The sequence below is a fragment of the Bacillus australimaris genome, assembly GCF_001307105.1.
Classification (GTDB): Bacteria; Bacillota; Bacilli; order Bacillales; family Bacillaceae; genus Bacillus; species Bacillus australimaris.
This window is the reverse complement of record NZ_LGYN01000001.1, coordinates 692,293-718,936: the sequence shown is the minus strand read 5'-3', so window position 1 is coordinate 718,936 and position 26,644 is coordinate 692,293. Positions and strand designations below refer to the sequence as shown.

At 41.8% G+C, this 26,644-nt stretch carries 24 protein-coding genes; 19 read left to right on the top strand and 5 right to left on the bottom strand.

The features are described from left to right. Positions 1-156 precede the first annotated feature (156 nt). The 8 genes from AKG37_RS03730 to AKG37_RS03695 all read left to right on the top strand — a co-directional run bounded on the left by AKG37_RS03730 (position 157) and on the right by AKG37_RS03695 (position 8,810). On the top strand, positions 157-1,341 hold the full coding sequence (locus AKG37_RS03730) for an acetate kinase (RefSeq protein ID WP_060697608.1): 1,185 nt from the start codon (positions 157-159) through the stop codon (positions 1,339-1,341). A gap of 105 nt (positions 1,342-1,446) precedes the next feature. Continuing rightward, positions 1,447-1,962, top strand: coding sequence for a MogA/MoaB family molybdenum cofactor biosynthesis protein (locus AKG37_RS03725; RefSeq protein ID WP_060697607.1), 516 nt, complete (start codon positions 1,447-1,449; stop codon positions 1,960-1,962). Between the two features lie 173 nt (positions 1,963-2,135). Beyond that, positions 2,136-3,347, top strand: a complete 1,212-nt coding sequence (locus tag AKG37_RS03720) for an argininosuccinate synthase (RefSeq protein ID WP_048239076.1) — start codon at positions 2,136-2,138, stop codon at positions 3,345-3,347. Then, positions 3,344-4,717 carry an argininosuccinate lyase gene (gene argH, locus AKG37_RS03715; protein WP_060697606.1) on the top strand — a complete coding sequence of 458 codons (1,374 nt, stop codon included), beginning with the start codon at positions 3,344-3,346 and terminating at the stop codon, positions 4,715-4,717. The genes AKG37_RS03720 and argH overlap by 4 nt, the downstream gene beginning before the upstream one ends. Before the next feature lie 118 nt (positions 4,718-4,835). Next, on the top strand, positions 4,836-5,741 hold the full coding sequence (locus AKG37_RS03710) for a phosphotransferase (protein WP_060697605.1): 906 nt from the start codon (positions 4,836-4,838) through the stop codon (positions 5,739-5,741). 95 nt (positions 5,742-5,836) lie between these two features. Beyond that, positions 5,837-6,592 carry an SDR family oxidoreductase gene (locus tag AKG37_RS03705; protein ID WP_060697604.1) on the top strand — a complete coding sequence of 252 codons (756 nt, stop codon included), beginning with the start codon at positions 5,837-5,839 and terminating at the stop codon, positions 6,590-6,592. A 64-nt stretch (positions 6,593-6,656) separates the two neighbouring features. Next, complete coding sequence (locus tag AKG37_RS03700; RefSeq protein WP_060697603.1) at positions 6,657-7,340, top strand: metal-dependent hydrolase; 684 nt, start codon at positions 6,657-6,659, stop codon at positions 7,338-7,340. Between the two features lie 147 nt (positions 7,341-7,487). Beyond that, the gene (locus tag AKG37_RS03695) at positions 7,488-8,810 is read left to right on the top strand and encodes a CBS domain-containing protein (RefSeq protein ID WP_060697602.1); all 1,323 of its coding nucleotides are present in this window, start codon (positions 7,488-7,490) and stop codon (positions 8,808-8,810) included. A gap of 37 nt (positions 8,811-8,847) precedes the next feature. Here the strand turns inward: AKG37_RS03695 and AKG37_RS03690 are convergent, their stop codons facing one another. Next, positions 8,848-9,150: a YtpI family protein gene (locus AKG37_RS03690; RefSeq protein WP_003216665.1), complete on the bottom strand. Its 303-nt coding sequence runs from the start codon at positions 9,148-9,150 to the stop codon at positions 8,848-8,850. Between the two features lie 147 nt (positions 9,151-9,297). Between AKG37_RS03690 and AKG37_RS03685 the strand changes: the two genes are divergently transcribed. Further along, the gene (locus AKG37_RS03685; RefSeq protein ID WP_060697601.1) at positions 9,298-10,239 is read left to right on the top strand and encodes a DHH family phosphoesterase; all 942 of its coding nucleotides are present in this window, start codon (positions 9,298-9,300) and stop codon (positions 10,237-10,239) included. A 52-nt stretch (positions 10,240-10,291) separates the two neighbouring features. Here the strand turns inward: AKG37_RS03685 and AKG37_RS03680 are convergent, their stop codons facing one another. From AKG37_RS03680 to ytrH, 3 genes are all read right to left on the bottom strand, one after another. Next, positions 10,292-10,477 carry a YtzJ family protein gene (locus tag AKG37_RS03680; RefSeq protein ID WP_012010870.1) on the bottom strand — a complete coding sequence of 62 codons (186 nt, stop codon included), beginning with the start codon at positions 10,475-10,477 and terminating at the stop codon, positions 10,292-10,294. Between the two features lie 106 nt (positions 10,478-10,583). Further along, positions 10,584-11,087, bottom strand: a complete 504-nt coding sequence (gene ytrI, locus AKG37_RS03675) for a sporulation membrane protein YtrI (protein ID WP_060697600.1) — start codon at positions 11,085-11,087, stop codon at positions 10,584-10,586. Continuing rightward, a complete protein-coding gene (gene ytrH, locus AKG37_RS03670; protein ID WP_024424798.1) occupies positions 11,084-11,425 on the bottom strand; it encodes a sporulation membrane protein YtrH in 342 nt (113 codons plus the stop codon). The genes ytrI and ytrH overlap by 4 nt, the downstream gene beginning before the upstream one ends. A 137-nt stretch (positions 11,426-11,562) precedes the next feature. Here ytrH and dnaE point away from each other — a divergent pair, with 137 nt between their 5' ends. The 7 genes from dnaE (at position 11,563) to AKG37_RS03635 (ending at position 21,992) form a co-directional block, all read left to right on the top strand. Beyond that, a complete protein-coding gene (dnaE, locus tag AKG37_RS03665; protein WP_060697599.1) occupies positions 11,563-14,898 on the top strand; it encodes a DNA polymerase III subunit alpha in 3,336 nt (1,111 codons plus the stop codon). Positions 14,899-15,039: 141 nt separating this feature from the next. After that, positions 15,040-16,272, top strand: coding sequence for an NADP-dependent malic enzyme (ystJ, locus tag AKG37_RS03660; RefSeq protein WP_060697598.1), 1,233 nt, complete (start codon positions 15,040-15,042; stop codon positions 16,270-16,272). Positions 16,273-16,576: 304 nt separating this feature from the next. Next, the gene (accD, locus tag AKG37_RS03655; RefSeq protein WP_060697597.1) at positions 16,577-17,452 is read left to right on the top strand and encodes an acetyl-CoA carboxylase, carboxyltransferase subunit beta; all 876 of its coding nucleotides are present in this window, start codon (positions 16,577-16,579) and stop codon (positions 17,450-17,452) included. Beyond that, on the top strand, positions 17,437-18,414 hold the full coding sequence (gene accA / locus AKG37_RS03650) for an acetyl-CoA carboxylase carboxyl transferase subunit alpha (RefSeq protein ID WP_060697596.1): 978 nt from the start codon (positions 17,437-17,439) through the stop codon (positions 18,412-18,414). Before accD ends, accA begins: the two co-directional genes overlap by 16 nt. A 341-nt stretch (positions 18,415-18,755) precedes the next feature. Then, positions 18,756-19,715: a 6-phosphofructokinase gene (gene pfkA / locus AKG37_RS03645; protein WP_060697769.1), complete on the top strand. Its 960-nt coding sequence runs from the start codon at positions 18,756-18,758 to the stop codon at positions 19,713-19,715. Positions 19,716-19,742: 27 nt separating this feature from the next. Then, positions 19,743-21,503 carry a pyruvate kinase gene (gene pyk / locus AKG37_RS03640; protein ID WP_060697595.1) on the top strand — a complete coding sequence of 587 codons (1,761 nt, stop codon included), beginning with the start codon at positions 19,743-19,745 and terminating at the stop codon, positions 21,501-21,503. A gap of 99 nt (positions 21,504-21,602) precedes the next feature. After that, positions 21,603-21,992, top strand: a complete 390-nt coding sequence (locus AKG37_RS03635; RefSeq protein ID WP_060697594.1) for an FxsA family protein — start codon at positions 21,603-21,605, stop codon at positions 21,990-21,992. A gap of 23 nt (positions 21,993-22,015) precedes the next feature. Here the strand turns inward: AKG37_RS03635 and ytvI are convergent, their stop codons facing one another. After that, the gene (gene ytvI, locus AKG37_RS03630) at positions 22,016-23,134 is read right to left on the bottom strand and encodes a sporulation integral membrane protein YtvI (RefSeq protein WP_060697593.1); all 1,119 of its coding nucleotides are present in this window, start codon (positions 23,132-23,134) and stop codon (positions 22,016-22,018) included. 100 nt (positions 23,135-23,234) lie between these two features. Here ytvI and AKG37_RS03625 point away from each other — a divergent pair, with 100 nt between their 5' ends. The 3 genes from AKG37_RS03625 (at position 23,235) to icd (ending at position 26,614) form a co-directional block, all read left to right on the top strand. Next, positions 23,235-23,699: a DUF441 domain-containing protein gene (locus AKG37_RS03625; protein ID WP_007501699.1), complete on the top strand. Its 465-nt coding sequence runs from the start codon at positions 23,235-23,237 to the stop codon at positions 23,697-23,699. Between the two features lie 375 nt (positions 23,700-24,074). Next, positions 24,075-25,193, top strand: coding sequence for a citrate synthase (gene citZ / locus AKG37_RS03620; protein WP_060697592.1), 1,119 nt, complete (start codon positions 24,075-24,077; stop codon positions 25,191-25,193). Between the two features lie 149 nt (positions 25,194-25,342). Next, positions 25,343-26,614: an NADP-dependent isocitrate dehydrogenase gene (gene icd / locus AKG37_RS03615; protein ID WP_060697591.1), complete on the top strand. Its 1,272-nt coding sequence runs from the start codon at positions 25,343-25,345 to the stop codon at positions 26,612-26,614. Positions 26,615-26,644: the final 30 nt, after the last annotated feature.

Here is a 26,644-nt window from a genome sequence, read left to right as displayed (position 1 = left end):
TGCACTTGAAATGCAAAGTTTTCAATGTTTAAATGAAAAAGTCAGATATTTTTCGGACTTATCGTTAAACTATAAAAGACCCGTCAAACAGGTTGAATATAGCACCGGAAAAAACGTGAAACCTTATATAACAACTGAGTAAAAGGAGCGACAGTAATGTCCAAAATTATTGCAATCAACGCAGGAAGCTCATCTCTTAAATTCCAATTGTTCGACATGCCTGAAGAAACTGTTTTAACAAAAGGGCTTGTGGAAAGAATCGGAATGGACAACAGTATCTTCACGATTTCTGTAGACGGAGAAAAGAAAACAGAAGTCACAGATATTCCAGATCACGCAGTAGCGGTCAAAATGCTACTTGAAAAACTAACTGAATTTAACATCATCAAAGACTTTAATGAAATTGATGGCGTAGGACACCGCGTTGTTCACGGCGGAGAAAAATTCAGCGATTCTGTTCTTTTAACAGATGAAGTGATCAATGACATTGATCAGCTTTCAGAGCTTGCACCACTACACAACCCTGCAAACGTTGTAGGAATCAAAGCATTCAAACAAATTCTGCCTGACGTACCAGCGATTGCTGTATTCGATACAGCGTTCCACCAAACTATGCCAGAGCAGTCTTACCTATACAGCCTTCCTTACGACTACTACAAAAACTTTGGTATTCGTAAATACGGATTCCACGGAACAAGTCACAAGTTCGTAACAGAGCGTGCAGCAGAGCTATTAGGCCGCCCTCTAGAAGAGCTTCGTTTGATTTCTTGCCACCTTGGAAATGGTGCGAGTATCGCAGCAGTTGAAGGCGGAAAATCAATCGATACATCCATGGGCTTCACACCACTTGCGGGTGTTGCAATGGGTACACGTTCAGGTAACATTGACCCTGCCCTTATTCCATTCATTATGGAGAAAACAGGACATACTGCTGAAGAAGTGCTTTCTACTTTAAATAAGAAGAGTGGTCTTTTAGGTGTGTCTGGTCTGTCAAGTGACCTTCGTGATATCGAAGAAGCAACAGAAGAAGGAAACGACCGTGCAGAAGTAGCTCTTGATATTTTTGCGAGCCGTATTCATAAATATATTGGTTCTTATGCAGCAAGAATGAATGGCGTAGACGCGATCATCTTCACAGCAGGAATCGGTGAAAACAGTTCTGAAGTCAGAGCACGTGTACTTCGTGGTCTAGAATTCATGGGCGTTTACTGGGATCCTTCCCTTAACAACATGAGAGGCGAAGAAGCATTCATCAGCTACCCTCACTCTCCAGTAAAAGTCATCGTTATTCCAACGAACGAAGAAGTAATGATTGCAAGAGACGTTATGCGTTTAGCGTAATCAAGTTTGAAAAGCTCTTTTCCTTATTGGAAAAGAGCTTTTTTCTGTTAAAAGCAGCATGCTATAATGTTGTCCAATACGAAGCAAAAGGGAGCGGTGCGAAAGATGAGCGTGACAGAACATAAACGTGAGGCGAAAGAGAGACTTTATGTAAAAGTCATCACAGTCAGTGATACAAGGACAAAAGAAACAGACAAAAGCGGCCGTCTGATGATCGATTTGCTCAAAGAACAGGGACATCTTGTTCTTGCATACGATGTGGTAAAAGATCATATTGGAGCCATTCAAGACGCTGTGCTGGAAGGAACAAGCGAAGCGAAAATAGATGCGGTCTTGTTAAATGGCGGGACAGGAATAGCTGCAAGGGATGTCACCATTGAAGCCATCACCCCTCTTTTCTCCAAGGAACTGCCTGGCTTCGGTGAAATCTTCCGCATGCTCAGCTATACAGAAGACATCGGTTCAGCGGCGATCTTGTCCCGGGCAACGGCAGGGGTCATCAATCAAAAAGCGGTCTTTGCCACACCAGGATCGACCGGAGCCGTTCGTTTAGCGATGACAAAACTCATCATTCCAGAGCTTCCACATGTCTTACGAGAGCTTGAAAAGGATCAAAAATAGCCCAAAATGACTCTGCCAAGAAAATTTGGCAGAGTTTTTTTCATAAAGGGGTTGAAAAAACAATTTTTCCTTGTTACAGTGTATACATACTAAATGCATGTTTATAAATTAAAACTTATTTTTATGCAAAAAACATTCACAGAATCAAAACAAGCGAGAGGAGCTTTTCAATCATGTCACAAAATAAAAAAGTCGTATTAGCATATTCCGGAGGTCTTGATACCTCTGTTGCAGTTAAATGGTTACAAGAGCAAGGCTATGAAGTCGTTGCTTGCTGCCTGGACGTAGGTGAAGGAAAAGATTTAGCATTCGTTCAACAAAAAGCACTTCAAGTTGGAGCGGTTCAATCATACATGATCGACGCAAAAGAAGAATTTGCTGAAGAATTTGCACTGACTGCATTACAAGCACACACTATGTATGAAGGAAAATATCCGCTAGTATCTGCCCTATCTCGCCCGCTTATTGCAAAAAAATTAGTGGAAGTGGCAGAGAAAGAAAATGCAGTAGCAGTTGCTCATGGTTGTACTGGAAAAGGAAACGACCAAGTTCGTTTTGAAGTATCTATTAAAGCATTAAATCCTGACCTAGAAGTTCTTGCACCAGTGCGTGAATGGAAATGGTCTCGTGATGAAGAAATCGAATATGCACAAAAACACGGTATTCCAATTCCGATTAACTTAGACAGCCCATATTCAATCGACCAAAACCTTTGGGGCAGAAGTAACGAATGTGGCATTTTAGAAGATCCTTGGGCTGCGCCGCCAGAAGGTGCATATGATCTGACAAATCCACTTGAAAAAACGCCTGACACACCTGAAATTATTGAAATCACGTTTGAAAAAGGAAAACCAACAGCGATTGACGGTATCCAGTATTCATTATCTGATCTCATCCTTCATTTAAATGAAGTTGCTGGTCAGCATGGCGTGGGCAGAATCGATCACGTTGAAAACCGTTTGGTTGGTATCAAATCTCGTGAAGTGTACGAGTGCCCAGGTGCTGTCACACTTCTAAAAGCGCACAAAGAGCTTGAAGACTTAACGCTTGTTAAAGAAGTCGCTCACTTTAAGCCAATCGTTGAACAAAAAATGGCTGAATTAATATACAACGGCTTATGGTTCTCACCGCTGAAAGAAGCACTAGATGCATTCTTACAAGAAACACAACAGAACGTAACAGGTGTTGTACGTGTGAAACTATTTAAAGGCCATGCGATTGTAGAAGGACGTAAATCACCATATTCACTTTATGATGAAAATCTAGCAACTTACACAAAAGCAGATGAATTCGATCATGATGCAGCTGTAGGATTTATTAACCTTTGGGGCTTACCGACAAAAGTAAACAGCATCGTGAATAAAAAGGAGCAGGTTAAAGCATGAAAAAGCTTTGGGGAGGCCGATTTCAAAAAACACCAGAAAAATGGGTCGATGAGTTTGGTGCGTCCATTCATTTCGACAAACAATTAGTGAAAGAAGATCTGACCGGCTCCCTTGCTCATGCAAGTATGCTGAATAAATGCGGTATCCTCGGCGATGAGGAGGCCGCTGCCATCAAAGACGGATTGAATACGCTCATGAAAAAGGCAGAGGCGGATGAACTAGATTTCTCAGTAGATTACGAGGATATTCATTTAAACCTTGAAAAAATGCTCATTGATGAGATAGGTCCGCTTGGCGGCAAATTGCACACAGCGAGAAGCCGGAATGATCAGGTCGCAACCGATATGCATTTATATTTGAATAACCAAGTAGAGCATATCATTCAACTGATCTCTTCCTTTCAAACAGTGCTTGTAGAAAAGGCAGAAAAGCACGTTGAAACGATTTTTCCAGGATATACGCACTTACAGCGTGCACAGCCTATTTCCTTTGCCCATCATATGCTCGCCTATTTCTGGATGCTTGAACGTGATAAAGCACGTTTCCAAGATTCATTGAAGCGAATCAACGTGTCTCCACTTGGATGCGGAGCGTTAGCAGGAACGACATTCCCGATTGATCGTGAATATACAGCAGAGCTGCTGGGCTTTGACCATATTTACGAAAACAGCCTTGATGGTGTGAGTGACCGGGATTTCATTTTAGAGTTCTTGTCGAATAGCAGTCTTGTGATGATGCACCTTTCACGTTTTTGTGAGGAAATCATTTTATGGTGTTCGCAAGAATTCAAATTCATTGAGCTTGATGACACATACGCAACAGGCAGCAGCATGATGCCGCAAAAGAAAAACCCGGATATGGCTGAGTTGATCCGCGGGAAGACAGGCCGTGTGTATGGCAACCTGATGGGGCTTCTTACGATCATGAAAGGCTTGCCGCTTACGTATAACAAAGACCTGCAAGAAGATAAGGAAGGCATGTTTGATACAGTGAAAACCATCGCTGGCAGCCTGCAAATCTTCACAGGTATGATTCAAACGATGACAGTGAACGAAGATGTCATGAAAAAAGCAACAAAAGAAGACTTCTCAAATGCGACAGAAGTGGCAGACTACCTTGCGAAAAAAGGTATGCCATTCCGTGAAGCACACGAGATCGTTGGAAAACTTGTGTATACGTGTATTCAAAAAGGGATCTACTTAACGGATCTTCCTTTTGAAACATTCACAGAAGCAAGCGATCTTTTTGAACAAGACATTTACACTATTCTTGATCCGTATGTTGCTGTTGAAAAAAGAACAAGTGCAGGCGGAACAGGATTTAAACAAATTCAGCTCGCTTTAGAAAAAGCAAAAGCCTGCCTAGCGTAACTTACCAAAACCATTCGTTTATACGGATGGTTTTTTGTTATGGAACAAGGAGATTGATCATCATTGGAGAAAATGAAAGCATACCAGCGTCAAGCAGAAGAGGGAGTGACAGCAGATCATGAGGAAAACCCTTGAGGCTTTGTTTCATCAACCGATCGTAACAATGAAACCGTTAGGAGAACAATATGACGGACGGGCTAATGATGTGTGGCTTATCTCCTTACAAGATCAAACGGAATATGTAATAAAATCACCTAAAACTGCAATGGAAGAAAGTGAATTTATGTTTGGGATCAATATGATTTATGGAGTAAGTGCCCATACTGTCCAAGAGCATATCGATCAAATCAATCAAAAACTGTCTCATACGAATTCCTTTCATATTCCAGAAGTTGTTCGTAAAGTGAAGAAGGCAGGGAGACATTATTATGTCATGGAAAAAGTAGAAGGAACGCCTTTAACATCTTTTGAGGGGCGTTCATCAGACTTTTATAAAGATTATGGGAGGAAACTAGCACATCTTCATTCATATCGAACGCACTCTTTTGGTGCAGTATACGAGGCTGAAAAGAGGCATCTGAGAGAATTCCATCCTCTATTAAAAAAGGCTGTATCCAAACTCATAAGCCGCTATTACGCTGATCAGGCTGAATTTCAGTGTTATGCAGAAATTGTGCAAAGAAAAATTGAAAAGCTAAGACCCCCTGATTCAGCCAGTCTCATTTTAATTGATTTAGATCCGTCACAATATATTGAAAAAGATGATCAAGTGACGAGTCTAGTTGATACGGAGTATGTCGTATTTGGACCAGCTTCGTTTGATTTTATTGCATTGGAATACCTTTTGACGAAAGAAGCTGCACAGGAGGTTCAATTGGGATATGAGGAGATTTGCCCGCTTCCTCGCCAGCTTCAAGAGGTGAGAGAATGTTATCGTTTTATTTCGCTGCTTCTCGATATCCATGGCTCATGGGATATGAAAAAGTGGATGAATCACCCAATATTGTTTTACCCGCATCGATAAAGGGTTCATAAGTGCGTCAGATGCCGGTTTATAGTAAAGTAAAGATAACAAAAGAAACACATGAACTTGCAACCTTTGCTTTAGGAGGAGATTGTGTGCGACACGCATTAATAACAGCGGGTTCTAAAGGACTTGGCAGGAAAGTCACCGAGTCTTTACTGAATATGGGGTATTCTGTGACAGTGAATTATCGAAGTGATGATGAAGCTGTCCGGCAGATGAAAGAAGAATTGCAGGAATACGAAGAAAAGCTTCAATTTGTCCAAGGAGATGTGACAAACAAAGCAGATTTAAAAAACATGGTAGAGCTGGCAACAGAGCGATTTGGGCGGATAGATGCCTTGATTAACAATGCTGGTCCTTATATTTTTGAACGAAAGAAACTGGCGGATTACTCTGAAGATGAATGGTATCAAATGATGGAAGGCAACCTATCAGCTGTATTCCACTTGTTCCGGATGGTCATCCCCATGATGAGAAAGCAAGGCTTTGGCCGCATTATCACATACGGCTTTCAAGGTGCAGACCATGCGCCAGGCTGGATGCACAGATCAGCCTTTGGAGCGGCAAAAGTGGGACTGGCGTCACTGACGAAAACCATTGCGATTGAAGAAGCCGAAAACGGCATTACAGCCAATATGATTTGTCCAGGCAAAATCGTTGGAGACATGAAAGAGTCGACAATAGAAGAAGCACGCCAGATCAAAGACGATGAAACGCCGATTGGCAGGTCTGGTACTGGAGAGGATATCGGGCGTATTATCTCATTTTTATGCGATGACCGTTCAGACCTCATTACAGGGACCGTCATTGAAGCAACAGGCGGCCTTAACGTGATTCACCGGCATTAAGTTTTTCAACTTTTTATAGAGGGAATAATGATATGAGATCAAAATTGAAAGGTGGACATACTACATGAAAGCTACATATCATGGACATTCAGCCGTACACATTGAAACAAACGGATACCATATTTGGATTGATCCATTTTTAAATGGAAATAAGTTCACGGATATCAAACCGCAAGATGTCAAAGCGGATGTCATTTTACTGACACACGGGCATGGAGATCACATCGGTGACACGATTGAAATTGCTAAAAATAATGATGCGCTTATTGTCGCGCCTTTTGAACTTGCCACGTATTTAAGCTGGCAAGGGGTGAAAACGCACCCTCTTTCTATTGGAGGTGGACGTGAGTTTGAATTTGGTAAAGTGAAGCTCACGCAAGCATTCCACGGTTCAGCCGTCATTGATGAAGAGGCACAGACGATTACGTATACTGGCATGCCATCAGGTATTTTATTTACCGCAGAGGGCAAAACGATTTATCATGCTGGAGACACTGCACTCTTTTCAGATATGAAGCTGATTGGTGAGTTGAATCATATTGACCTTGCTTTCCTTCCAATTGGTGATAACTTCACCATGGGGCCGGACGATGCAAGAATTGCAGCAGAATGGCTTCGTGCTAAGCAGGTCGTTCCGATTCACTACAGCACATTCCCGCCGATTGAACAGGACCCGCATGCATTTGCAGACAGTCTGCACGGCGGTGTCGGTCATGTGTTAAACAGCGGAGAATCCGTCGAGATTTAATCAGTAAAGAACGAAGCTGGCACACACATGCCAGCTTTTTTCTTTGCCCTCATCTTGCTGAAAGAAAAGACAAATTGCTATTAAAAGCCTCCTGCCCTTATAATGAAACATAGATGAAAACGCTGAAAACAAAAAGGGTGAACGGGATTGGCGACAAAGCATGAGCAAATTTTATCGTATATTGATTCTTTAGATGTCGGGGAGAAAATCTCTGTCCGGCGCATAGCGAAAGAAATGAAAGTGAGTGAAGGCACCGCTTACCGGGCCATCAAAGATGCAGAAAATAAAGGATTCGTCAGCACCATTGAACGAGTCGGCACCATTCGAATTGAACAGAAGAAAAAAGAAAATATTGAAAAACTGACATATGCAGAAGTGGTCAATGTCATTGATGGACAGGTGCTTGGAGGACGAGCAGGCTTACATAAAACGTTAAATAAATTTGTCATCGGAGCGATGGAGCTGGATGCGATGATGCGCTATACGGCAGCTGGCAACCTGCTGATCGTCGGAAACCGAATCAATGCCCATAAGCAGGCATTAGAGGCAGGAGCGGCTGTGTTGGTCACAGGCGGATTCTCAACAGATGATGAGATCATTCAGCTTGCAGATGAGCTTGAGCTGCCGATTTTATCGACAAGCTACGATACTTTTACCGTAGCAGCTCTCATTAACAGAGCCATTTATGACCAATTAATTAAAAAAGAGATTGTGCTGGTGGAAGATATTTTAACGCCGATAGAACGGACGGTGTATTTATCACCAGAGGATAAGCTTGAAAAATGGTATGAAAAGAATTATGAAACTGGCCACGGCCGTTTCCCGGTGGCAGACAACCAAATGAAAATACACGGGATTCTCACCTCAAAGGATATAGCCGGCCATGACCGCTCCACACCGATTGAAAAGGTGATGACAAAAAATCCGCTGACGGTCATTGGCAAGACCTCTGTCGCCTCAGCTGCTCAAATGATGGTATGGGAGGGCATTGAGGTGCTGCCAGTTGTAGATGATCATGCGAAGCTGATTGGGATGATCAGCCGTCAGGATGTGCTCAAGGCGCTGCAAATGATTCAAAAGCAGCCGCAGGTCGGAGAAAAGCTGGATGATGTTGTCTCAAGAGGGTTTAAAGAAACGGATACAGAAAAACCAAAAGCAGATGCGGTTTATCAATACGAGGTCACACCACAAATGACGAATCAGCTTGGAAACATTTCATATGGGGTGTTCACACAAATTTTAATCGAATCCGCGAACCGCTTCTTAAAATCTCATAAAAAGGGCGAGCTGATCGTCGAGAGTCTCTCGGTCTACTTCTTAAAACCGGTTCAAATGGAATCCACCATACAGATCAAGCCCAATATTTTAGAAGTAGGACGTAAGTTTGGAAAGCTGGAAGTCGAGGTGTACCACCAATCGAATATCGTAGGAAAAGCGATGCTGATGGTGCAGCTGATGGAGAGAGGATAATCATAAAAAGGGCGAACTCATGTCGCCCCTTCCCTAATTACGCGTGATCTTTTTCGCCTTCCTTTAAAAAGAGCGGAAGGTAATGCTTGTAGGCTTTATACCCAGCCCACGTACTGCCGATACCGACGGCAACAAAAATAAATCCAATGACAAATGCGAGTGACGAGCGGTTTAAAAATAATTGATTCACACCGAAAAGCAGGACAAAGCAGCCAAGGGCCATACTGGATTTCGCCGACCAGAATTTTTTCTCGACTGGCCGGTTTGTACGGACATTTTTTGCTTTGTAGTATAAATAAAACATGGCAGAACAAATAATAAACACAATCAAAACAAGCATGTGCCAAGCCTCCATTGTAAGTGGTTACAACCCTATTTTAAACGTAAATAGGCTTGCTTACTAGAATAAATTGTCTATTCCTCACTTTTCCGTCACGATAGATTATGATTTAATAATAAAAAGAGTATCGCATGAGAAGGAGTTTTTATGAAAAAAGAACTGATTAGAACCATATCATTATATGACACCATCATCATCCATAGACATGTAAGACCAGATCCAGACGCGTATGGATCGCAGTGCGGCCTTACGGAAATCTTGCGTGCCACCTATCCAGAAAAAAATATTTATGCGACAGGAACCCCGGAGCCATCCCTTTCATTTTTATATGAACTCGATGAGGTACCAGATGACGTGTATAAAGGAGCCCTTGTCATTGTCTGTGATACGGCCAATCAAGCGAGAATTGATGATCAGCGCTATTCAATGGGCGATAAACTGATGAAAATTGACCATCACCCGAATGAAGATCCTTATGGCGATTTGCTTTGGGTGGATACAGAGGCAAGCTCTGTGAGTGAGATGATTTATGAATTGTATTTAGAGGGGAAAGAAGAAGGATATCAGCTGAATACAAAGGCGGCTGAATTGATCTATGCCGGCATTGTAGGAGACACAGGCCGCTTCCTTTTCCCAAACACAACGAAAAAGACACTCAAATACGCAGGGGAACTCATCGAATATCCGTTTTCATCTTCCGAGCTTTTCAATCAATTGTATGAGACAGATTTGAATGTCGTGAAATTAAATGGCTATATTTTTCAACATATTTCTTTGTCAGAAAATGGGGTCGCATCTGTTTTCATTAAGCGTGAAATTTTGGAATCGTTCCAAACGACAGCGCAGCAAGCATCACAGCTTGTTGGGACATTAGGAAATATTGCAGGGATTAAGGCTTGGGTCTTTTTTGTGGAAGAAAACGATCAAATTCGTGTCAGATTCCGTTCTAAAGGCGTTGTCATTAACACCATTGCGAAAAAATATCATGGCGGCGGCCACCCGCTTGCAGCTGGTGCGTCCATTTATGATTGGGCGGTAGCAGATGAGATTTTGCGTGATTTAGAAGAAGTATGTAAATCATCATCGTAAGAGAGGAGGGATTTCAAGTCCCTTCTCTCTTTTTTTGTCATGGAGAAAAGGGTTACTTGCATACAGGGATAAACCAGCAGCCGATGTCAGTTGAATCTTCATAGGCTTGGAGATTTTGATGCTTTAATTCTTTTTTAATTAAATGAGCCATCATTTCTGTCTCAGCATAAGCACACATGCCGTCTTTGATCCGGCCTGCTTTGTCTCGTGCCATTTGACGATAGCTGTAAACCTCCATTGTCCTCACCTCTTTCTATTTAAGATCTCGTTCTACTTTTAGTGTATAAAATTGAAGCGTGAAAAGCGATCATTGAGGGCAGAAATTCATAAAAATTCCACATCATTTATTCAGCAAATGAAATACGCACTTCAAGTGAAAGCTTCGTATAAATTGTCAGCTCTGTCACTTTCGCGCGGTATGCCTTTTCCCGAATCATATATTCTTTGTTTTCCACAGTCCGCTTTAGTAATTCCTTTGTTTTATAGACACTTTCAATATCCTTTGTAATGACTTCTGATATATCCTCCTTGACCTGATCTTCAAACTTTAGCGTATCTGGCTCTGGGATTTTATATTGCTCACGATTTACGAGATGAACATCTACGCTTTGGATCAGAAGCCGCTGCTTATTATCCTCGTTTAACTTATGCAGATCTTCCCGATAGAGTGTGATTTGTTCTTTCAAGCTGTCCATATGGTGCTGCTGGCTTCTCAGCAGTGTCACTTGCTTTTCCTGAAAGGTTCCGTATGTGAAGAGGAAAATGAGCCAGCTCACAATTGCACCAAACATCATTCCTGCAAAAAAACGCTGCCAGCCTGGACGTTTGTACAGCTCCGGCACCCTCATGATGACACATGCTCCTGGGTGAGCCACGTAATAATGAGATACCCTGTTTGTGCACCGCCCATGGCAGAGATAATTAATAAAATCTGCTTGAAAATATCTCGTGTGTTTCCTTCAAAAATACCTCGTTCAAAGCTATAAACGGCATCAAATGTGCCACCGATAGCGGCGACAAGCGCCCAAATCTTTAAACGGTTGGCAAGACTAGTAATAATGGATAAGGGCGGCTGACCGGATAAATACGCACCAACACCGCCTATAATAGCACCACCCAAAATAACCCCAAGTGCGATAAAATAACAGCTAATAAAATTCGGAATAAAAGCTTCCTTCACATCCATTTTGTCCACCTCACTCTATTCAATATATGGTGTGTGCTGGACAAGTATGAACGGACAGAAAAGAAAGAACATTTGTTTCTCACCGCATCGCGTTTTATAATGAAAGAATGACTTTAGACGAAAGGAGTGGATTTAGCATGTCTTATGTTCATCTTCAGGTCCACAGTGGATACAGCTTGTTAAGCAGTGCAGCTAAAGTAAAGGAGCTTGTGCTGAAAGCAAAAGAATTTGGCTGCAAGGCGCTCGCTCTTACCGATGACCATGTGATGTATGGAACGGTAGAATTTTATAAGGAATGTAAAAAACATGGCATCAAGCCGGTCATTGGTTTAACAGCTTCTGTCTTCATAGATGAACAGGAGACAGAGGCTTATCCCTTGGTACTCCTTGCAAAAAATAATGAAGGCTATCAAAATCTGATCAAAATCAGCAGTGTGCTGAAATCAAAATCAAAAGCCGGACTGAAGGAAAAATGGCTTAAAAGCTATCACCGCGGGCTCATTGCCATCACACCAGGCGTATCAGGCTATATTGAAACGCTTTTGCAGCATGATCAGATAGAAGAAGCGCATGAAGCGGCAAAGCAATTGAAGCATATATTCGGCGAGGGACATGTGTACATCGCACTTCAGCCATTTCAGCAAGACGAATCGCTTACCGGAAAATTGCGGGATGTCTCACAAAGTGCGGATATTCCTCTTGTTGCGACGGGGGATGTCCACTACATCAATCGAGAAGATAAAACAGCCTATACATGTTTAAAGGCTATTAAAGCTGGGCAGCAGCTTTCAGAGATAGAGGAAGACCGAGGAGAAAAGCATTTTAGATCTTTTGAAGAAATGCTGGAATGGTATACGGATGATCGAGAGCTGCTGACAAGGACGGTGGAGATCGCAGACCGATGTGAGGTCGATTTAAATCTTGGGCAGACAAAACTCCCATCTTATCCAACTCCTGATCAATCTACTGCAGATCAGTTTCTACGAAGAGTGTGCGCAGAAGGGATGAAGCAAAGAAAGATTGCTTCAAATGAAACGTATGTCAAAAGACTTGAGTACGAACTGAGCATTATCCAAAAAATGAATTTCAGTGATTATTTTCTCATTGTGTGGGATTTTATGAAGTATGCGCATGATCAAGGTATTGTCACAGGTCCTGGCCGGGGATCAGCAGCAGGCTCACTTGTTGCGTATGTTTTGTTTATTACAGATGTGGATCCGATCCGTCACAGTCTTTTATTTGAACGTTTCTTAAACCCAGAGCGAATCAGCATGCCGGATATTGACATTGATTTCCCCGACACGAGAAGAGATGAAATCATTTCTTATGTAAAAGATAAATACGGAGACATGCATGTAGCGCAAATTGTTACGTTTGGAACACTTGCGGCAAAGGCTGCTTTAAGAGATGTTGGACGTGTGATGGGGATTGATTCAAAGGCAGCGGACCGTCTTGCCAAGCTAATTCCACCAAAGCCAGGAACGACGCTGAAAGAAGCGGTGACTGGATCTCCTGAATTAAAAACGATGCTCCAGCAGTCTGAAGAGCTTCGACAGGTCTTCCAAACCGCTTTAAAGGTAGAAGGCTTGCCAAGGCACACCTCGACACATGCAGCTGGTGTTGTGCTGAGCGAGGAGCCGCTGACAGAGGTCGTTCCAATTCAAGACGGTCATGAAGGTGTGTATTTAACGCAGTATGCCATGAACTATTTAGAAGATCTTGGACTCTTAAAGATGGATTTCTTAGGACTAAGAAACTTAACATTAATTGAATCCATTAAAAACCAGATTGAAAGACAGGAAAACGTCCACATTAACTTTAGTGACATTTCATATGAGGATCAGAAAACGTTTGAATTGTTATCAGCGGGAGATACAACTGGGATTTTCCAGCTTGAATCACAAGGAATGCGTCAGGTGCTACGGCGGCTGAAACCGTCTAGTTTAGAAGACATCGTGGCGGTCAATGCGCTCTATCGTCCAGGACCAATGGAGAATATCCCGCTTTTTATCGATCGAAAGCACGGCAGAGTCAATGTTTCCTACCCGCATCCTGATTTGTATGACATATTAAAGGATACATATGGGGTCATTGTCTATCAGGAACAAATTATGCTGATTGCAGCGAAGATGGCAGGCTTCCAGCTGGGCGAGGCAGATCTATTAAGAAGAGCTGTTTCGAAAAAGGATAAAAAGGTCCTTGATGAAGAGCGAAGCCATTTTGTTGAAGGATGCCTAAAAAAGGAGTATCCTGTTAACATTGCAAATGACGTTTATGACTTAATCGTCAAATTTGCAAACTATGGTTTTAATAGAAGCCATGCTGTTGCATATAGCATGATTGGCTTTCAGCTTGCTTATTTAAAAGCGCATTATCCGTTATATTTTATGTGCGGTCTTTTAACGAGTGTAATTGGAAATGAAGACAAAGTCGCTCAATATTTCTATGAGGCGAAGGAAAAAGGGATATCTGTGTTGAAGCCTTCTATTAATAAGAGTGAATTTCCATTTACGGTTGAAAAAGGGGAGATCCGCTACAGCTTAAGAGCGATTAAAAATGTCGGAGTGTCAGCTGTAAAGGATATATACAGAGCAAGACAGGAAAAGCCGTTTGAAGATTTATTTGATTTTTGCGCAAGAGTCTCATCAAAGAGTGTCAACCGAAAAACGATTGAAGCGCTCATTTTTTCAGGAGCGATGGATGAGCTTTATCCTAATCGTGCTTCGTTATTAGCATCAATAGATATTGCGTTAGACCACGTGTCATTTTTAAATCCAGAGGATCAACTGGACTTTCTTGGGGATACAACCTTCTCCATTAAGCCAAAATATGCGGAGATAGAAGAACTGCCGCTTGTTGATCTCCTGCAATTTGAAAAAGAGGCACTCGGGCTATATTTATCAAATCACCCTGTACAAGCGTACCGAGACCGCTTAAGAGAGAATGGTGCAGTGGAGATCATCAGACTTTCTTCCTATATAAAGCGAAAAATCTCAATGGGTGGTCTTTTGACAAAAGTGAAATCGATACGGACAAAAAATGGACAATCGATGGCATTTGTTACATTTGGGGATGAAACGGGAGAAATGGAAGGCGTCGTCTTTCCAGAGCAATTTAGAAAGCTGTCCCCCTTACTTGAGGAGGGCGCCATGCTTTATGTTGAAGGCAGAATAGATGTCAGAAATGACAGCAGTCAAATCATCGTGCAAGAAGCTGGCCTGCTTGAAGAGATGGGCACGAAAAGAAAAGAGTCTATCTACATTCGGGTGAAAGAAGAGAAGCATACGCAGGAGCTGCTAGAGCAAGTAAAACGAGTGATCTCGATGCACAGCGGAGAAGCAGATGTCTATTTGTATTATGAGAAACAAAAAAAGACGATGAGACTTCCAGATGCATACAAAGTTCATGCAGATCATGCTGTGATTTTCCAGTTAAAAGAACTGCTCGGTGAACAAAACGTTGTGATTAAATGATGACAAATCGCCTGAATATGTTTTACAAATTCACCTATTGTGTTATCATTTTAAAGATTCTGTTTATTTAAAACTGCCAGTATGTGCTTATCAACTTAGCAAATCATTAAATCATTTTCCACTTGAAGGAGTGTTCATCACATGTCATTAAGAGAAGAAGCATTACATATGCACAAAGAGAACCAAGGTAAACTTGAATCAAAATCAAAAGTACAAGTGAAAAATGCGAAAGACTTGAGCTTGGCTTATTCACCTGGTGTTGCAGAACCATGTAAAGATATTTATGACGACACAAGCAAAGTGTATGATTATACAATGAAAGGCAATATGGTCGCTGTTGTCACAGACGGAAGCGCTGTTTTAGGGCTTGGAAATATTGGTGCAGAAGCATCTCTTCCAGTAATGGAAGGAAAAGCTGTATTATTCAAAAGCTTTGCAGGCGTAGATGCCTTCCCAATCGCGCTTGCAACGAACGATGTAGACAAAATCGTTGAAACAGTGAAGCTTCTTGAACCAACTTTTGGCGGTGTGAACCTTGAAGATATTGCAGCTCCTAACTGCTTTATCATCGAAGAACGCTTGAAAAAAGAGACAAACATTCCAGTTTTCCACGATGACCAGCACGGAACAGCGATTGTTACAGTAGCAGGTCTTGTGAATGCATTGAAACTATCTGGAAAATCAATGTCTTCAATCAAAGTGGTGGCAAACGGCGCTGGAGCAGCGGGAATTGCAATCATTAAACTTCTATATCATTTCGGTGTACGTGATATCATTATGTGTGATACAAAAGGCGCCATTTACGAAGGCCGCCCGAACGGTATGAATGCAGTGAAAAACGAAGTAGCTAAATTCACGAACCAAGACCGCAAAGAAGGTTCGTTAGAAGAAGTGATTGAAGGAGCAGACGTCTTTATTGGAGTTTCTGTAGCAGGCGCTTTAACAAAAGAAATGGTTGGGAAAATGGCAAAAGATCCTGTCATCTTCGCTATGGCTAATCCAAATCCAGAGATCATGCCAGAAGATGCACATGCAGCAGGTGCAAGTGTTGTAGGAACTGGCCGTTCTGACTTCCCGAACCAAGTGAACAACGTACTTGCATTCCCAGGGATTTTCCGCGGAGCATTAGATGTACGTGCAACACACATTAACGAAGAAATGAAAATTGCAGCTGTTGAAGCGATTGCTTCTCTTGTGTCAGACGAAGAATTGTCAGCTGAATACGTTATCCCTGGACCATTTGATGCACGCGTGGCACCAGCGGTAGCAAAAGCGGTAGCAAAAGCAGCAATGGAAACTGGCGTTGCAAGAATCAAAGTCGACCCAGAAACTGTCGCTGAAAAAACAAGAAAATTAACGATTATCGGCGAATAATCAATCGGAAAAGTGTGCACGTTCTTTCTCAAATTTGAGAGAAAACGTGCACCATTTCCTCTCTTACGCGAAAATTTTTTCATCCGGAATGAGATTTTTTTGTAGACGTTCACAACTCACACATATCAACTGCTCAGCGCCCCAAACACATACTCATTTCTCATCAATTCCCCACTGAAAAAATTGAATGAAGGATGACAGCGTTTGACAAAAAAAGTACAATAGTTTCGGTACAGTAATGACATGTCCTATAATAGTGGATGTGCGTGTAAAGAAAAAACCCTTCAAAAAGGGAGGTAGTCATTTGTCAATCAAGAATATTTTCAGTAAAAAGAAAAAATATGCATCTGTACCCTCTGAACAGGCAAGTCAAGATGTGCCTGAAGGCATCATGACCAAATGTCCGCAATGTAAAAAAATAATGCTCACCAAAGAACTAGATAAAAATTTACGTGTTTGTATGAATTGCGGCAGACATTTGCAAATGAATGCAAAACAGCGTATCGAAAGCCTTTTAGACGAAGGCACATTTGAAGAATTTAACGGGCACCTCATTTCAGAAAACCCGCTCGGTTTCCCAGGCTACGAAGAAAAGCTTGAGAAAGACAGAGAAAAAACATCTTTGAATGAAGCCATTGTCACAGGTAAAGGTGAAATCGAAGGCAAGCCTGCTGTAATTGCTGTCATGGATGCCACGTTCCGTATGGGCAGCATGGGATCGGTTGTTGGTGAAAAAATTACACTGGCGATCGAGAAAGCAAAAGCGGACAAGGTGCCGTTTATTATCTTTACTGCATCTGGCGGAGCGAGAATGCAAGAGGGAATTCTCAGTCTCATGCAGATGGCAAAAACAAGTTCAGCATTAAAGCTGTTCAGTGAGGACAAAGGTTTGATTATCTCTGTGATGACGAACCCAACAACTGGCGGTGTATCAGCTAGTTTTGCGTCTCTCGGTGATTATAACTTTGCAGAACCTGGTGCTTTAATTGGTTTTGCAGGACGCAGAATCATTGAACAAACAATTCGTGAAGACCTTCCAGAGGACTTCCAAACGGCTGAATTTTTATTGAAGCATGGACAGCTTGATGCTGTGATCCATCGTGCAGAGATGAAGGAAACGTTAGGCCGAATCTTAGCATTACACAGCACAGGAGGTGAACGAGAGTGGCTGGAGAACTAGAATTTGAAAAACCTGTCATTGAACTTCGAGCGAAAATTGATGAACTGAAAAAGTTCACACAAAACTCAGAAATGGATTTAAGTGCAGAAATTGAGCGTCTTGAAACACGTCTGAGCAAGCTTGAAGCGGACATTTATACAAATTTAAAGCCGTGGGACAGAGTGCAGATTGCTCGGCATGCAATGCGCCCAACAACTCTCGATTACATTCAAGAGCTGTTTGACAACTTTTTTGAATGTCACGGTGACCGTTTTTATGGTGATGATGAAGCGATCGTTGGAGGAATTGCCACGTTTAAAGGTCTTCCTGTCACTGTCATTGGTCATCAGCGCGGTAAAGATACAAAAGAAAACCTGCGCCGTAATTTCGGAATGCCTCATCCAGAAGGCTACCGTAAAGCGTTGCGCTTGATGAAACAAGCAGATAAATTTAATCGCCCCATCATTTGCTTTATTGATACAAAAGGAGCTTATCCTGGTAAAGCAGCTGAAGAACGCGGGCAAAGTGAAGCAATTGCGAAAAACCTATTCGAAATGGCAGGACTTCGTGTACCAGTTGTCTGTATTGTCATTGGAGAAGGCGGAAGCGGCGGTGCTCTAGGCTTAGGCGTAGGAAACCACCTATTCATGCTGGAAAACTCAACGTATTCAGTGATTTCACCTGAAGGTGCAGCAGCACTGCTCTGGAAGGACTCATCACTTGCGAAAAAAGCTGCAGAATCAATGAAAATTACCGCTCCAGACCTAAAAGAATTAGATATTATAGATGATGTTATTAAAGAAGTGCAAGGTGGAGCACATCGAGACGTGAAACAACAAGCAGCCTACATGGAAAAAGTATTAAAACAGTCACTTACATCTTTGCTCAAACTAACGCCTGAAGAACTAGTCGAACAAAGATATCAAAAATACAAAGCAATCGGGAAAGTATCGATTGAAAATCAATATATTGGGGTAAACTAAATAAACGACAGCCTTTTTGGCTGGCGTTTATTTTTTTTCATCTTTTTTCATGAAAACCCTTCTCATGTAAGCGCTATTTGAAAATAATTTTCTTTTGTTTTCATAAAATTTGAAACGTCTGAAAACCCTGATATGATAAGGTTTGTAGCGCTTGTCTATGCAAGTTTTAGAGAGATTTACTTTCATGACGTTCTTAACTTTTGTTTAAAAACGGTTTATTTAATTGTATAATAAGTACGGTTTTAGAAATTCGTATTGAAAACATCCAGATTTGCTCACGATTGTTTTCAAGCAGTGGAAATGGTATGTTTATTTCATATATGGTCTCTGAGGTGAAAAAGATGAAGCGTATTGGAGTTTTAACAAGCGGTGGGGATTCCCCAGGAATGAATGCAGCTGTGCGCGCAGTTGTAAGAAAAGCAATTTACCATAATGTTGAAGTTTACGGTATTTATAATGGATATTCAGGTCTAATTAACGGTAAAATTGAAAAACTCGAAATAGGTTCAGTAGGCGATATCATTCATCGTGGAGGAACAAAACTTTACACGGCAAGATGTCCTGAATTCAAGACAGTTGAAGGTCGTGAAAAAGGTATTGAAAACTTAAAAAAATTCGGTATTGAAGGACTTGTTGTCATTGGTGGAGACGGGTCATTTATGGGAGCGAAGAAATTAACAGAGCTCGGTTTTCCATGTGTAGGTGTCCCTGGCACGATTGACAACGATATTCCAGGTACTGATTTCACTATTGGCTTTGATACAGCATTGAACACTGTCATTGACGCCATTGATAAAATTCGTGATACAGCCACATCTCATGAACGTACATACGTAGTCGAAGTAATGGGAAGACATGCTGGTGATATTGCTCTTTGGTCAGGTCTTGCGGGTGGAGCTGAATCTATTTTGATTCCTGAAGCAGATTATGACATGGACGAAATTATTGCTAGGTTAAGAAGAGGACACGAACGCGGCAAGAAGCATAGTATCATCATCGTGGCGGAAGGCGTAGGCAGCGGTGTTGAATTTGGTAAGCGGATTGAAGAAGAGACAAGCCTTGATACACGTGTATCTGTCTTAGGGCATATTCAGCGCGGAGGTTCTCCAAGTGCGTTTGACCGTGTGCTGGCAAGTCGTTTAGGCGCATATGCAGTCGAACTTCTTCTTGAAGGAAAAGGCGGACGCTGTGTGGGCATTCAAAGCAATGAACTTGTCCATCACGATATTTTAGAAATCTTAGATAAAAAACATACAGTCGATAAAAATATGTACCGACTTTCACAAGAGCTCTCTATATAAAACGAGAAGACCTTAGGAGGAACAGTGATGAGAAAGACAAAAATCGTTTGTACAATCGGTCCAGCAAGTGAAAGCATTGAAAAGCTGACTGAATTGATTGAAGCAGGAATGAATGTAGCCAGACTAAACTTCTCTCATGGAGATTTTGAAGAGCATGGTGCACGCATTGAAAACATACGTAAAGCAGGTAAAACATTAGGCAAGGACATTGCGATCCTTCTTGATACAAAAGGTCCAGAGATCCGTACACGTACAGTTGAAAACGGCTCAATTGAGCTGGTTGCTGGTACTGATCTTATCGTTAGTATGGAAGACATTGTTGGAAATACGGAAAAAATTAGTGTGACATACGAAGAATTAATTCATGATGTAGAAGTAGGCTCAACAATTTTACTAGATGATGGTCTAATTGGTTTAGAAGTGAAAGAAATTAACAAGGACCGCAAAGAGCTACTCACAAAGGTCATGAATACAGGCACGCTTAAAAATAAAAAAGGCGTCAACGTACCTGGCGTCAGTGTAAACCTGCCAGGTATTACAGAAAAGGATGCCAATGATATTCTGTTTGGTATTGAACAAGGCGTCGATTTCATCGCTGCTTCTTTTGTGAGACGAGCTTCTGATGTTCTTGAAATTCGTGAGCTGCTTGAAAAGAATAATGCGGCTGACATTCAAATCATTCCTAAGATTGAAAACCAAGAGGGCGTTGATAACATCGATGAGATCCTTGAGGTATCAGACGGGTTAATGGTTGCTCGTGGAGATCTTGGTGTAGAGATCCCGGCAGAAGAAGTACCACTTGTTCAAAAAATGCTGATCAAAAAATGCAATCGCTTAGGCAAGCCTGTCATCACAGCGACTCAAATGCTGGACAGCATGCAGCGTAACCCTCGTCCAACTCGTGCGGAAGCAAGCGACGTGGCAAATGCTATTTTTGACGGCACAGATGCGATTATGCTTTCTGGTGAAACAGCAGCAGGAACATACCCAGTGGAAGCTGTACAAACGATGCATAATATTGCATCACGTTCAGAAGATGCGCTCAACTATAAAGCCATTCTTTCTCGCAGAAGCGAAGAAGTAGAAGTCAGCATTACTGATGCCATCGGTCAATCTGTTGCACATACAGCGATGAAGCTTGATGTGGCAGCCATTGTGACACCTACGGAAAGTGGACATACAGCGAGAATGATTTCAAAATATAGACCAAAAGCACCAATCGTAGCAGTCACAGCAAACGAATCAGTGGCGAGAAAGCTATCACTCGTATTCGGTGTATTTGCAAAGAGCGGTTCAAAAACGACGTCTACTGATGAAATGCTTGAAAATGCAGTAGAGAAGTCTATTGAAACAGGCTATGTAAGACACGGTGATTTAATTGTGATTACAGCAGGTGTGCCAGTTGGTGAAACAGGGACAACGAACTTAATGAAAGTATATGTTGTCGGTGACATCATTGCGAAAGGTCAAGGAATTGGACGTAAATCTGCATTCGGACCGGTTGTCATTGCACAAAGCGGAAAAGAAGCAGACGAAAAAATGTACGATGGTGCCATCCTAGTCGCAAACTGCACAGACCGTGATATGATGGGAGCTTTAGAAAAAGCATCTGCCCTTATCACAGAAGAAGGCGGCTTAACAAGCCATGCAGCAGTCGTTGGCCTCAGCCTTGGCATTCCAGTGATTGTCGGTCTTGACAGCGCAACAACATTGTTAAAAGAAGGCGAAGAGATTACAGTAGATCCAGCACGCGGAGCGATCTATAAAGGCCGTGCGAGCGTCCTTTAAATCATACAAGAGGGGAGTTGTCTGACTCCTCTCTTTTTTTATGTTACACTAAAAAAAGTAAACAGCTTTCGATGAAAGATACCCCATGAGGTGATATGGTTGAAGAAATATTTTCTACTATTATTGATTCTGTTCCCTGCGGTGGAAATTAGTTTATTTTTAATCTCAAGTAAAATCATTGGCATTTTACCAACAATGCTGCTTATTGTGCTGACAAGTGCATTAGGTGCTTATTTTGCAAGAAAGCAAGGAATAGAAGCCTTCCAAAAAGTGCAGCGAGATTTACAATATGGCAAGATGCCAGGGGGTGCGATTGTCGATGGTTTTTGTATTCTCATTGGCGGTCTGCTGCTGCTCATCCCAGGATTCTTATCAGATCTCATCGGGGCCTTGCTGCTCATTCCGGTGACGAGAAAGCGGATCAAGCCGCTCTTTGAACGCTGGCTTAGAAACATGTCTAATCGCAATCGCTATACGATTATCCGTTAAGAGACCTTCAGGCGAGGTCTCTTTTACTTTGGCATGCCATACCGAATGTATTGATAAATATCTTTGAAAACACCTGCATTACGAAACGCCTGCCATACGACAAGGGAAGCGGGACCAATGACAAGTCCAAGAAAACCAAACCATTTTAACCCGACAAACAGCGCCACAAGCGTTGCTAAAGGATTAAGCCCGATGGATTTACTTAAGACTTTTGGCTCTGATATTTGCCTTTGAATGAGCACGACAATATATAAAATACCCAGCCCGATGGCGAGTGAAAGGTTTCCTGTCATAGCAGAATAAATAATCCACGGTAGAAAAACGGTGCCGCTACCGATATATGGAAGTAGATCGACGAGCCCAATACATAAAGCAATCACGAGGGCATGCTCGACCTTTAAAATGATCAGTCCAATCAATACGATACCAATGGTCATGGCTACAAGCAGAAGCTGAGCCTTCATAAAACCGGTAATGGCTTTTTTTATTTCAGTTAAAATAGCGCGTGTATGCTCCATCCATTTTGCGGGAAAGATACGTGAGCCATATGATTTTAACGTAAACCAATCTTTCGTGATAAAAAAAGTCGCCAGGGCAGAAAATAACAGTGTTGCTGCTGCATCAGGCAAAAGACCTAAAAAAGCCGGAATGAGCTCAAGTGTTTTTGAAAGAAAAGTCCCGATTTTTGCGGCAGCTTCATCACCGAGTGCTTGAATTTGTCCCAAAATGGATTCCTTTTGACCTGCTTGAAGTGTGTTGAATTGGGCTGTTACATCATGATATAAGGGCAAAATCTTATCTGTGAAAAATCGCTCCACAATATTCATCATTTGATCAAGATGGCTAGGCAGCACCTTTGCTAAATAGGCACTTCCTGAAATCAGCTCTGCTATTAAAAGCGTAATGAAGCCGGCAGCTGCCACTAAAAAGAGCAATAGAACAATGACCACAACCAATCCTCTTGGCATCCCGGTGATCTCTTCTATTTTGCATACGGCTGGATGAATCAAACAGGATACAATAAGGGCGATCCAAAAAGGATATAAAAACGGAAAAGACTGATATAAAAAGACAACCGCAAAAATGGCAATGCTGATCATCATCAAACTTCGCAGAAAAATGGCTACATAGGTGTGATTCACACAATCCCCTCCAAAAAAACAGCATGTCCGATACTTCATTTTATTCAAAAAGATTAGTAATATGAAAAGGTCGCAATAAAAAGAAAGGAAGGGGCGGCGTATGTTTACTCAAGCAAATTTATTTTTGGTTCTTTTACTTGTTATTGCACTTATTGCAAAGAACAATTCGTTAATATTAGCGGTTTCTGTGCTGATTGCGATCAAACTGATCGGTCTGGATCAAAAAATTTTTCCGGTTCTCCAATCTAAAGGCATCAATTGGGGGGTCACCGTCATTACAATTGCTGTGCTCGTTCCGATTGCAACAGGTGACATTGGATTTAAGCAGCTTGGTGAAGCGATGAAATCTTCCTATGCTTGGATAGCACTTGGAGCGGGTATATTAGTAGCACTCATTGCAAAAAACGGCATTGTGCTACTCGAAAATGATCCGCATATTACAGCAGCCCTTGTGTTCGGTACGATTTTAGCAGTCAGCTTATTTAAAGGTGTGGCTGTCGGTCCGCTCATCGGGGCAGGAATTGCTTATTTGGCGATGCAGGCTGTGAAATTTTTCAGCGGATGAAAAGAGAGTGGCTCATGTCACTTTCTTTTTTTATTTTTTTCTTGTGTGAGCTTTTGCAAAAAAACATAATTAAATATATTAAAAGAAGCAAAATCCCTTTATTCCATGCCTTATATGGGAGACTGGAAAAAAAAATATCAAAAAAAATTATAGTTAAACATTTAACAAATGTCTGATTATTGTTTATAATGGGAATAGGCTTAATTTTGAACTCATTGATCACACAAGAGATATGAGGCTAAAAGCGCTCTAACCGTATAGGTAAATGTAAGCATTTTCTTTTCTGAAGCTGCCATCTTATTCGGATTGGATAGCGCTTTCAAAAGTGAGAATTCTGCAACGAAGGGGAATCTTTTTAAAAAGGGGAGATTAAACATGACAGCAACTAGAGGTCTTGAAGGTATCGTGGCAACAACTTCATCTGTAAGCTCAATTATTGATGATACTCTTACTTACGTAGGGTACAATATCGATGATCTAACTGAAAAAGCTACATTCGAAGAAATTGTCTACCTGTTATGGCACTTAAAGCTGCCGAATGAGAAAGAGTTGAGCGAACTAAAACAGCAGCTCAATGAAAATGCTCAGATTCCGCAAGAAATCATTGAGCATTTTAAATCTTATTCACTCAATGGGGTTCATCCAATGTCTGCGATTCGTACGGCGGTATCCTTACTAGGTTTACTCGATGACGAATCAGAGATTATGGACAAAGAAGCGAATTACAGAAAGGCGATTCGCTTACAGGCGAAAATTTCTGGACTAGTCGCTGCGTTTTCACGCATTCGCAAAGGACTTGAGCCTGTACAGCCAAAAGAAGAATACAGCTATGCTGCGAACTTCTTGTATATGCTAAATGGCGAAGAGCCATCACCAGTAGAAATTGAAGCGATTGATAAGGCGCTCATTCTACATGCGGATCATGAATTAAACGCATCGACATTTACAGCACGTGTATGTGTTGCTACACTATCAGATATCTACTCTGGTGTAACAGCGGCTATCGGTGCGCTGAAAGGACCACTTCATGGCGGCGCGAATGAAGGCGTGATGAAGATGCTTTCAGAAATTGGCGAAGTTGAAAACGTAGATTCCTATATTCATGGTAAGCTAGAGAAGAAAGAAAAAATTATGGGCTTTGGCCACCGCGTATACCGTCAAGGTGACCCGCGTGCAAAGCATCTAAAAGAAATGAGCCAGCGTTTAACAAACCTCACTGGCGAGCCGAAATGGTATGAAATGTCTGTTCGCGCAGAGGAAATCGTGACATCAGAGAAAAATCTTCCACCAAATGTTGATTTTTATTCTGCATCTGTATATCACAGTCTAGGTATTGATCATGACTTGTTTACACCAATTTTCGTGATCAGCCGATTCTCTGGATGGATTGCTCACATTCTAGAGCAATATGACAACAACCGTCTTATCCGTCCAAGAGCTGACTACATTGGACCTGATCTTCAAACTTTTGTTCCGATCAGTGAAAGAGACTAATGTTTATAGAATAAGCGGAGGCTGATCTCAATCAACTAATTCAGCCTCCATATCAACACAAAAACGAATCACGTGAAAAACTTCTTTGTTTGCAGACATCAAGCTGAGAAGTTTCAAATATTCACTACATAACCTGGGAGGTAATATCATTGTCACAAGGCGAAAAAATTACAGTTACTGGCGGCGTATTGAATGTACCAAACAATCCAATTATCCCGTTTATCGAAGGGGACGGAATCGGTCCTGACATTTGGAAAGCAGCATCAAGAGTACTTGAAGCAGCTGTAGAAAAAGCATATAAAGGTGAAAAACAAATCACTTGGAAAGAAGTATATGCAGGTGAGAAAGCTTACAATAAAACTGGAGAGTGGCTTCCTGAGCAAACGCTTGAAGACATTCGTGAATACTTAATTGCGATTAAAGGACCACTGACAACGCCAATTGGCGGAGGAATCCGTTCATTAAACGTGGCACTTAGACAAGAGCTAGATTTATTCACATGCTTACGTCCAGTTCGCTGGTTCCAAGGTGTACCATCTCCTGTGAAACGTCCAGAAGACACAGATATGGTCATCTTCCGTGAGAACACAGAAGATATCTATGCTGGAATCGAGTATGCAAAAGGATCAGACGAAGTGAAGAAGTTAATTGACTTCTTGCAAAACGAATTAGGTGTGAACAAAATCCGTTTCCCAGAAACGTCAGGTATCGGAATCAAGCCAGTTTCTGAAGAGGGAACATCTCGCCTTGTCAGAGCGGCTATCCAATATGCAATTGACCAAGGCCGTAAATCTGTGACGCTTGTTCACAAAGGAAACATCATGAAATTTACAGAAGGTGCTTTCAAAAACTGGGGCTACGAAGTGGCTGAAAAAGAGTTTGGCGACAAGGTCTTTACATGGGCACAATATGATCGTATTGTAGAACAAGATGGAAAAGATGCGGCAAACAAAGCGCAAAGTGAAGCAGAAGCTGCAGGCAAAATCATTGTCAAAGACAGCATTGCAGATATTTTCCTTCAACAAATCCTAACTCGTCCTGCTGAGTTCGACGTTGTAGCTACAATGAACTTAAATGGAGATTACATCTCTGATGCACTTGCAGCACAAGTTGGTGGAATTGGTATCGCACCAGGTGCGAACATCAACTACGAAACAGGACACGCTATTTTTGAAGCGACTCACGGAACAGCACCAAAATATGCTGGTCTAGATAAAGTGAATCCATCTTCCGTTCTTCTATCAGGCGTGCTTTTACTTGAGCACCTTGGCTGGCAGGAAGCAGCTGATCTAGTGATTCAATCTGTTGAAAAAACAATTGAATCTAAAGTCGTCACATACGATTTTGCTAGATTAATGGATGGCGCAACAGAAGTGAAATGTTCTGAGTTTGCTGACGAGCTCATCAAAAACTTGTCTTGATTCTTAAACTTTAAAGTTAAAGGGGAAAAA

Excerpts from the sequence above, each read along its gene's own strand:
- pfkA (WP_060697769.1), top strand. The coding sequence starts at position 18,756 with ATGAAGCGTATTGGAGTTTTAACAAGCGGTGGGGATTCCCCAGGAATG.
- AKG37_RS03680 (WP_012010870.1), bottom strand. The coding sequence starts at position 10,477 with ATGGAGGTTTACAGCTATCGTCAAATGGCACGAGACAAAGCAGGCCGG.
- ystJ (WP_060697598.1), top strand. The coding sequence starts at position 15,040 with ATGTCATTAAGAGAAGAAGCATTACATATGCACAAAGAGAACCAAGGT.
- dnaE (WP_060697599.1), top strand. The coding sequence starts at position 11,563 with ATGTCTTATGTTCATCTTCAGGTCCACAGTGGATACAGCTTGTTAAGC.
- AKG37_RS03690 (WP_003216665.1), bottom strand. The coding sequence starts at position 9,150 with ATGCTTGTTTTGATTGTGTTTATTATTTGTTCTGCCATGTTTTATTTA.
- AKG37_RS03700 (WP_060697603.1), top strand. The coding sequence starts at position 6,657 with ATGAAAGCTACATATCATGGACATTCAGCCGTACACATTGAAACAAAC.
- argH (WP_060697606.1), top strand. The coding sequence starts at position 3,344 with ATGAAAAAGCTTTGGGGAGGCCGATTTCAAAAAACACCAGAAAAATGG.
- pyk (WP_060697595.1), top strand. The coding sequence starts at position 19,743 with ATGAGAAAGACAAAAATCGTTTGTACAATCGGTCCAGCAAGTGAAAGC.
- ytrH (WP_024424798.1), bottom strand. The coding sequence starts at position 11,425 with ATGGATGTGAAGGAAGCTTTTATTCCGAATTTTATTAGCTGTTATTTT.
- AKG37_RS03625 (WP_007501699.1), top strand. The coding sequence starts at position 23,235 with ATGTTTACTCAAGCAAATTTATTTTTGGTTCTTTTACTTGTTATTGCA.
- AKG37_RS03725 (WP_060697607.1), top strand. The coding sequence starts at position 1,447 with ATGAGCGTGACAGAACATAAACGTGAGGCGAAAGAGAGACTTTATGTA.
- ytrI (WP_060697600.1), bottom strand. The coding sequence starts at position 11,087 with ATGAGGGTGCCGGAGCTGTACAAACGTCCAGGCTGGCAGCGTTTTTTT.
- AKG37_RS03720 (WP_048239076.1), top strand. The coding sequence starts at position 2,136 with ATGTCACAAAATAAAAAAGTCGTATTAGCATATTCCGGAGGTCTTGAT.
- citZ (WP_060697592.1), top strand. The coding sequence starts at position 24,075 with ATGACAGCAACTAGAGGTCTTGAAGGTATCGTGGCAACAACTTCATCT.
- AKG37_RS03685 (WP_060697601.1), top strand. The coding sequence starts at position 9,298 with ATGAAAAAAGAACTGATTAGAACCATATCATTATATGACACCATCATC.
- AKG37_RS03710 (WP_060697605.1), top strand. The coding sequence starts at position 4,836 with ATGAGGAAAACCCTTGAGGCTTTGTTTCATCAACCGATCGTAACAATG.
- AKG37_RS03730 (WP_060697608.1), top strand. The coding sequence starts at position 157 with ATGTCCAAAATTATTGCAATCAACGCAGGAAGCTCATCTCTTAAATTC.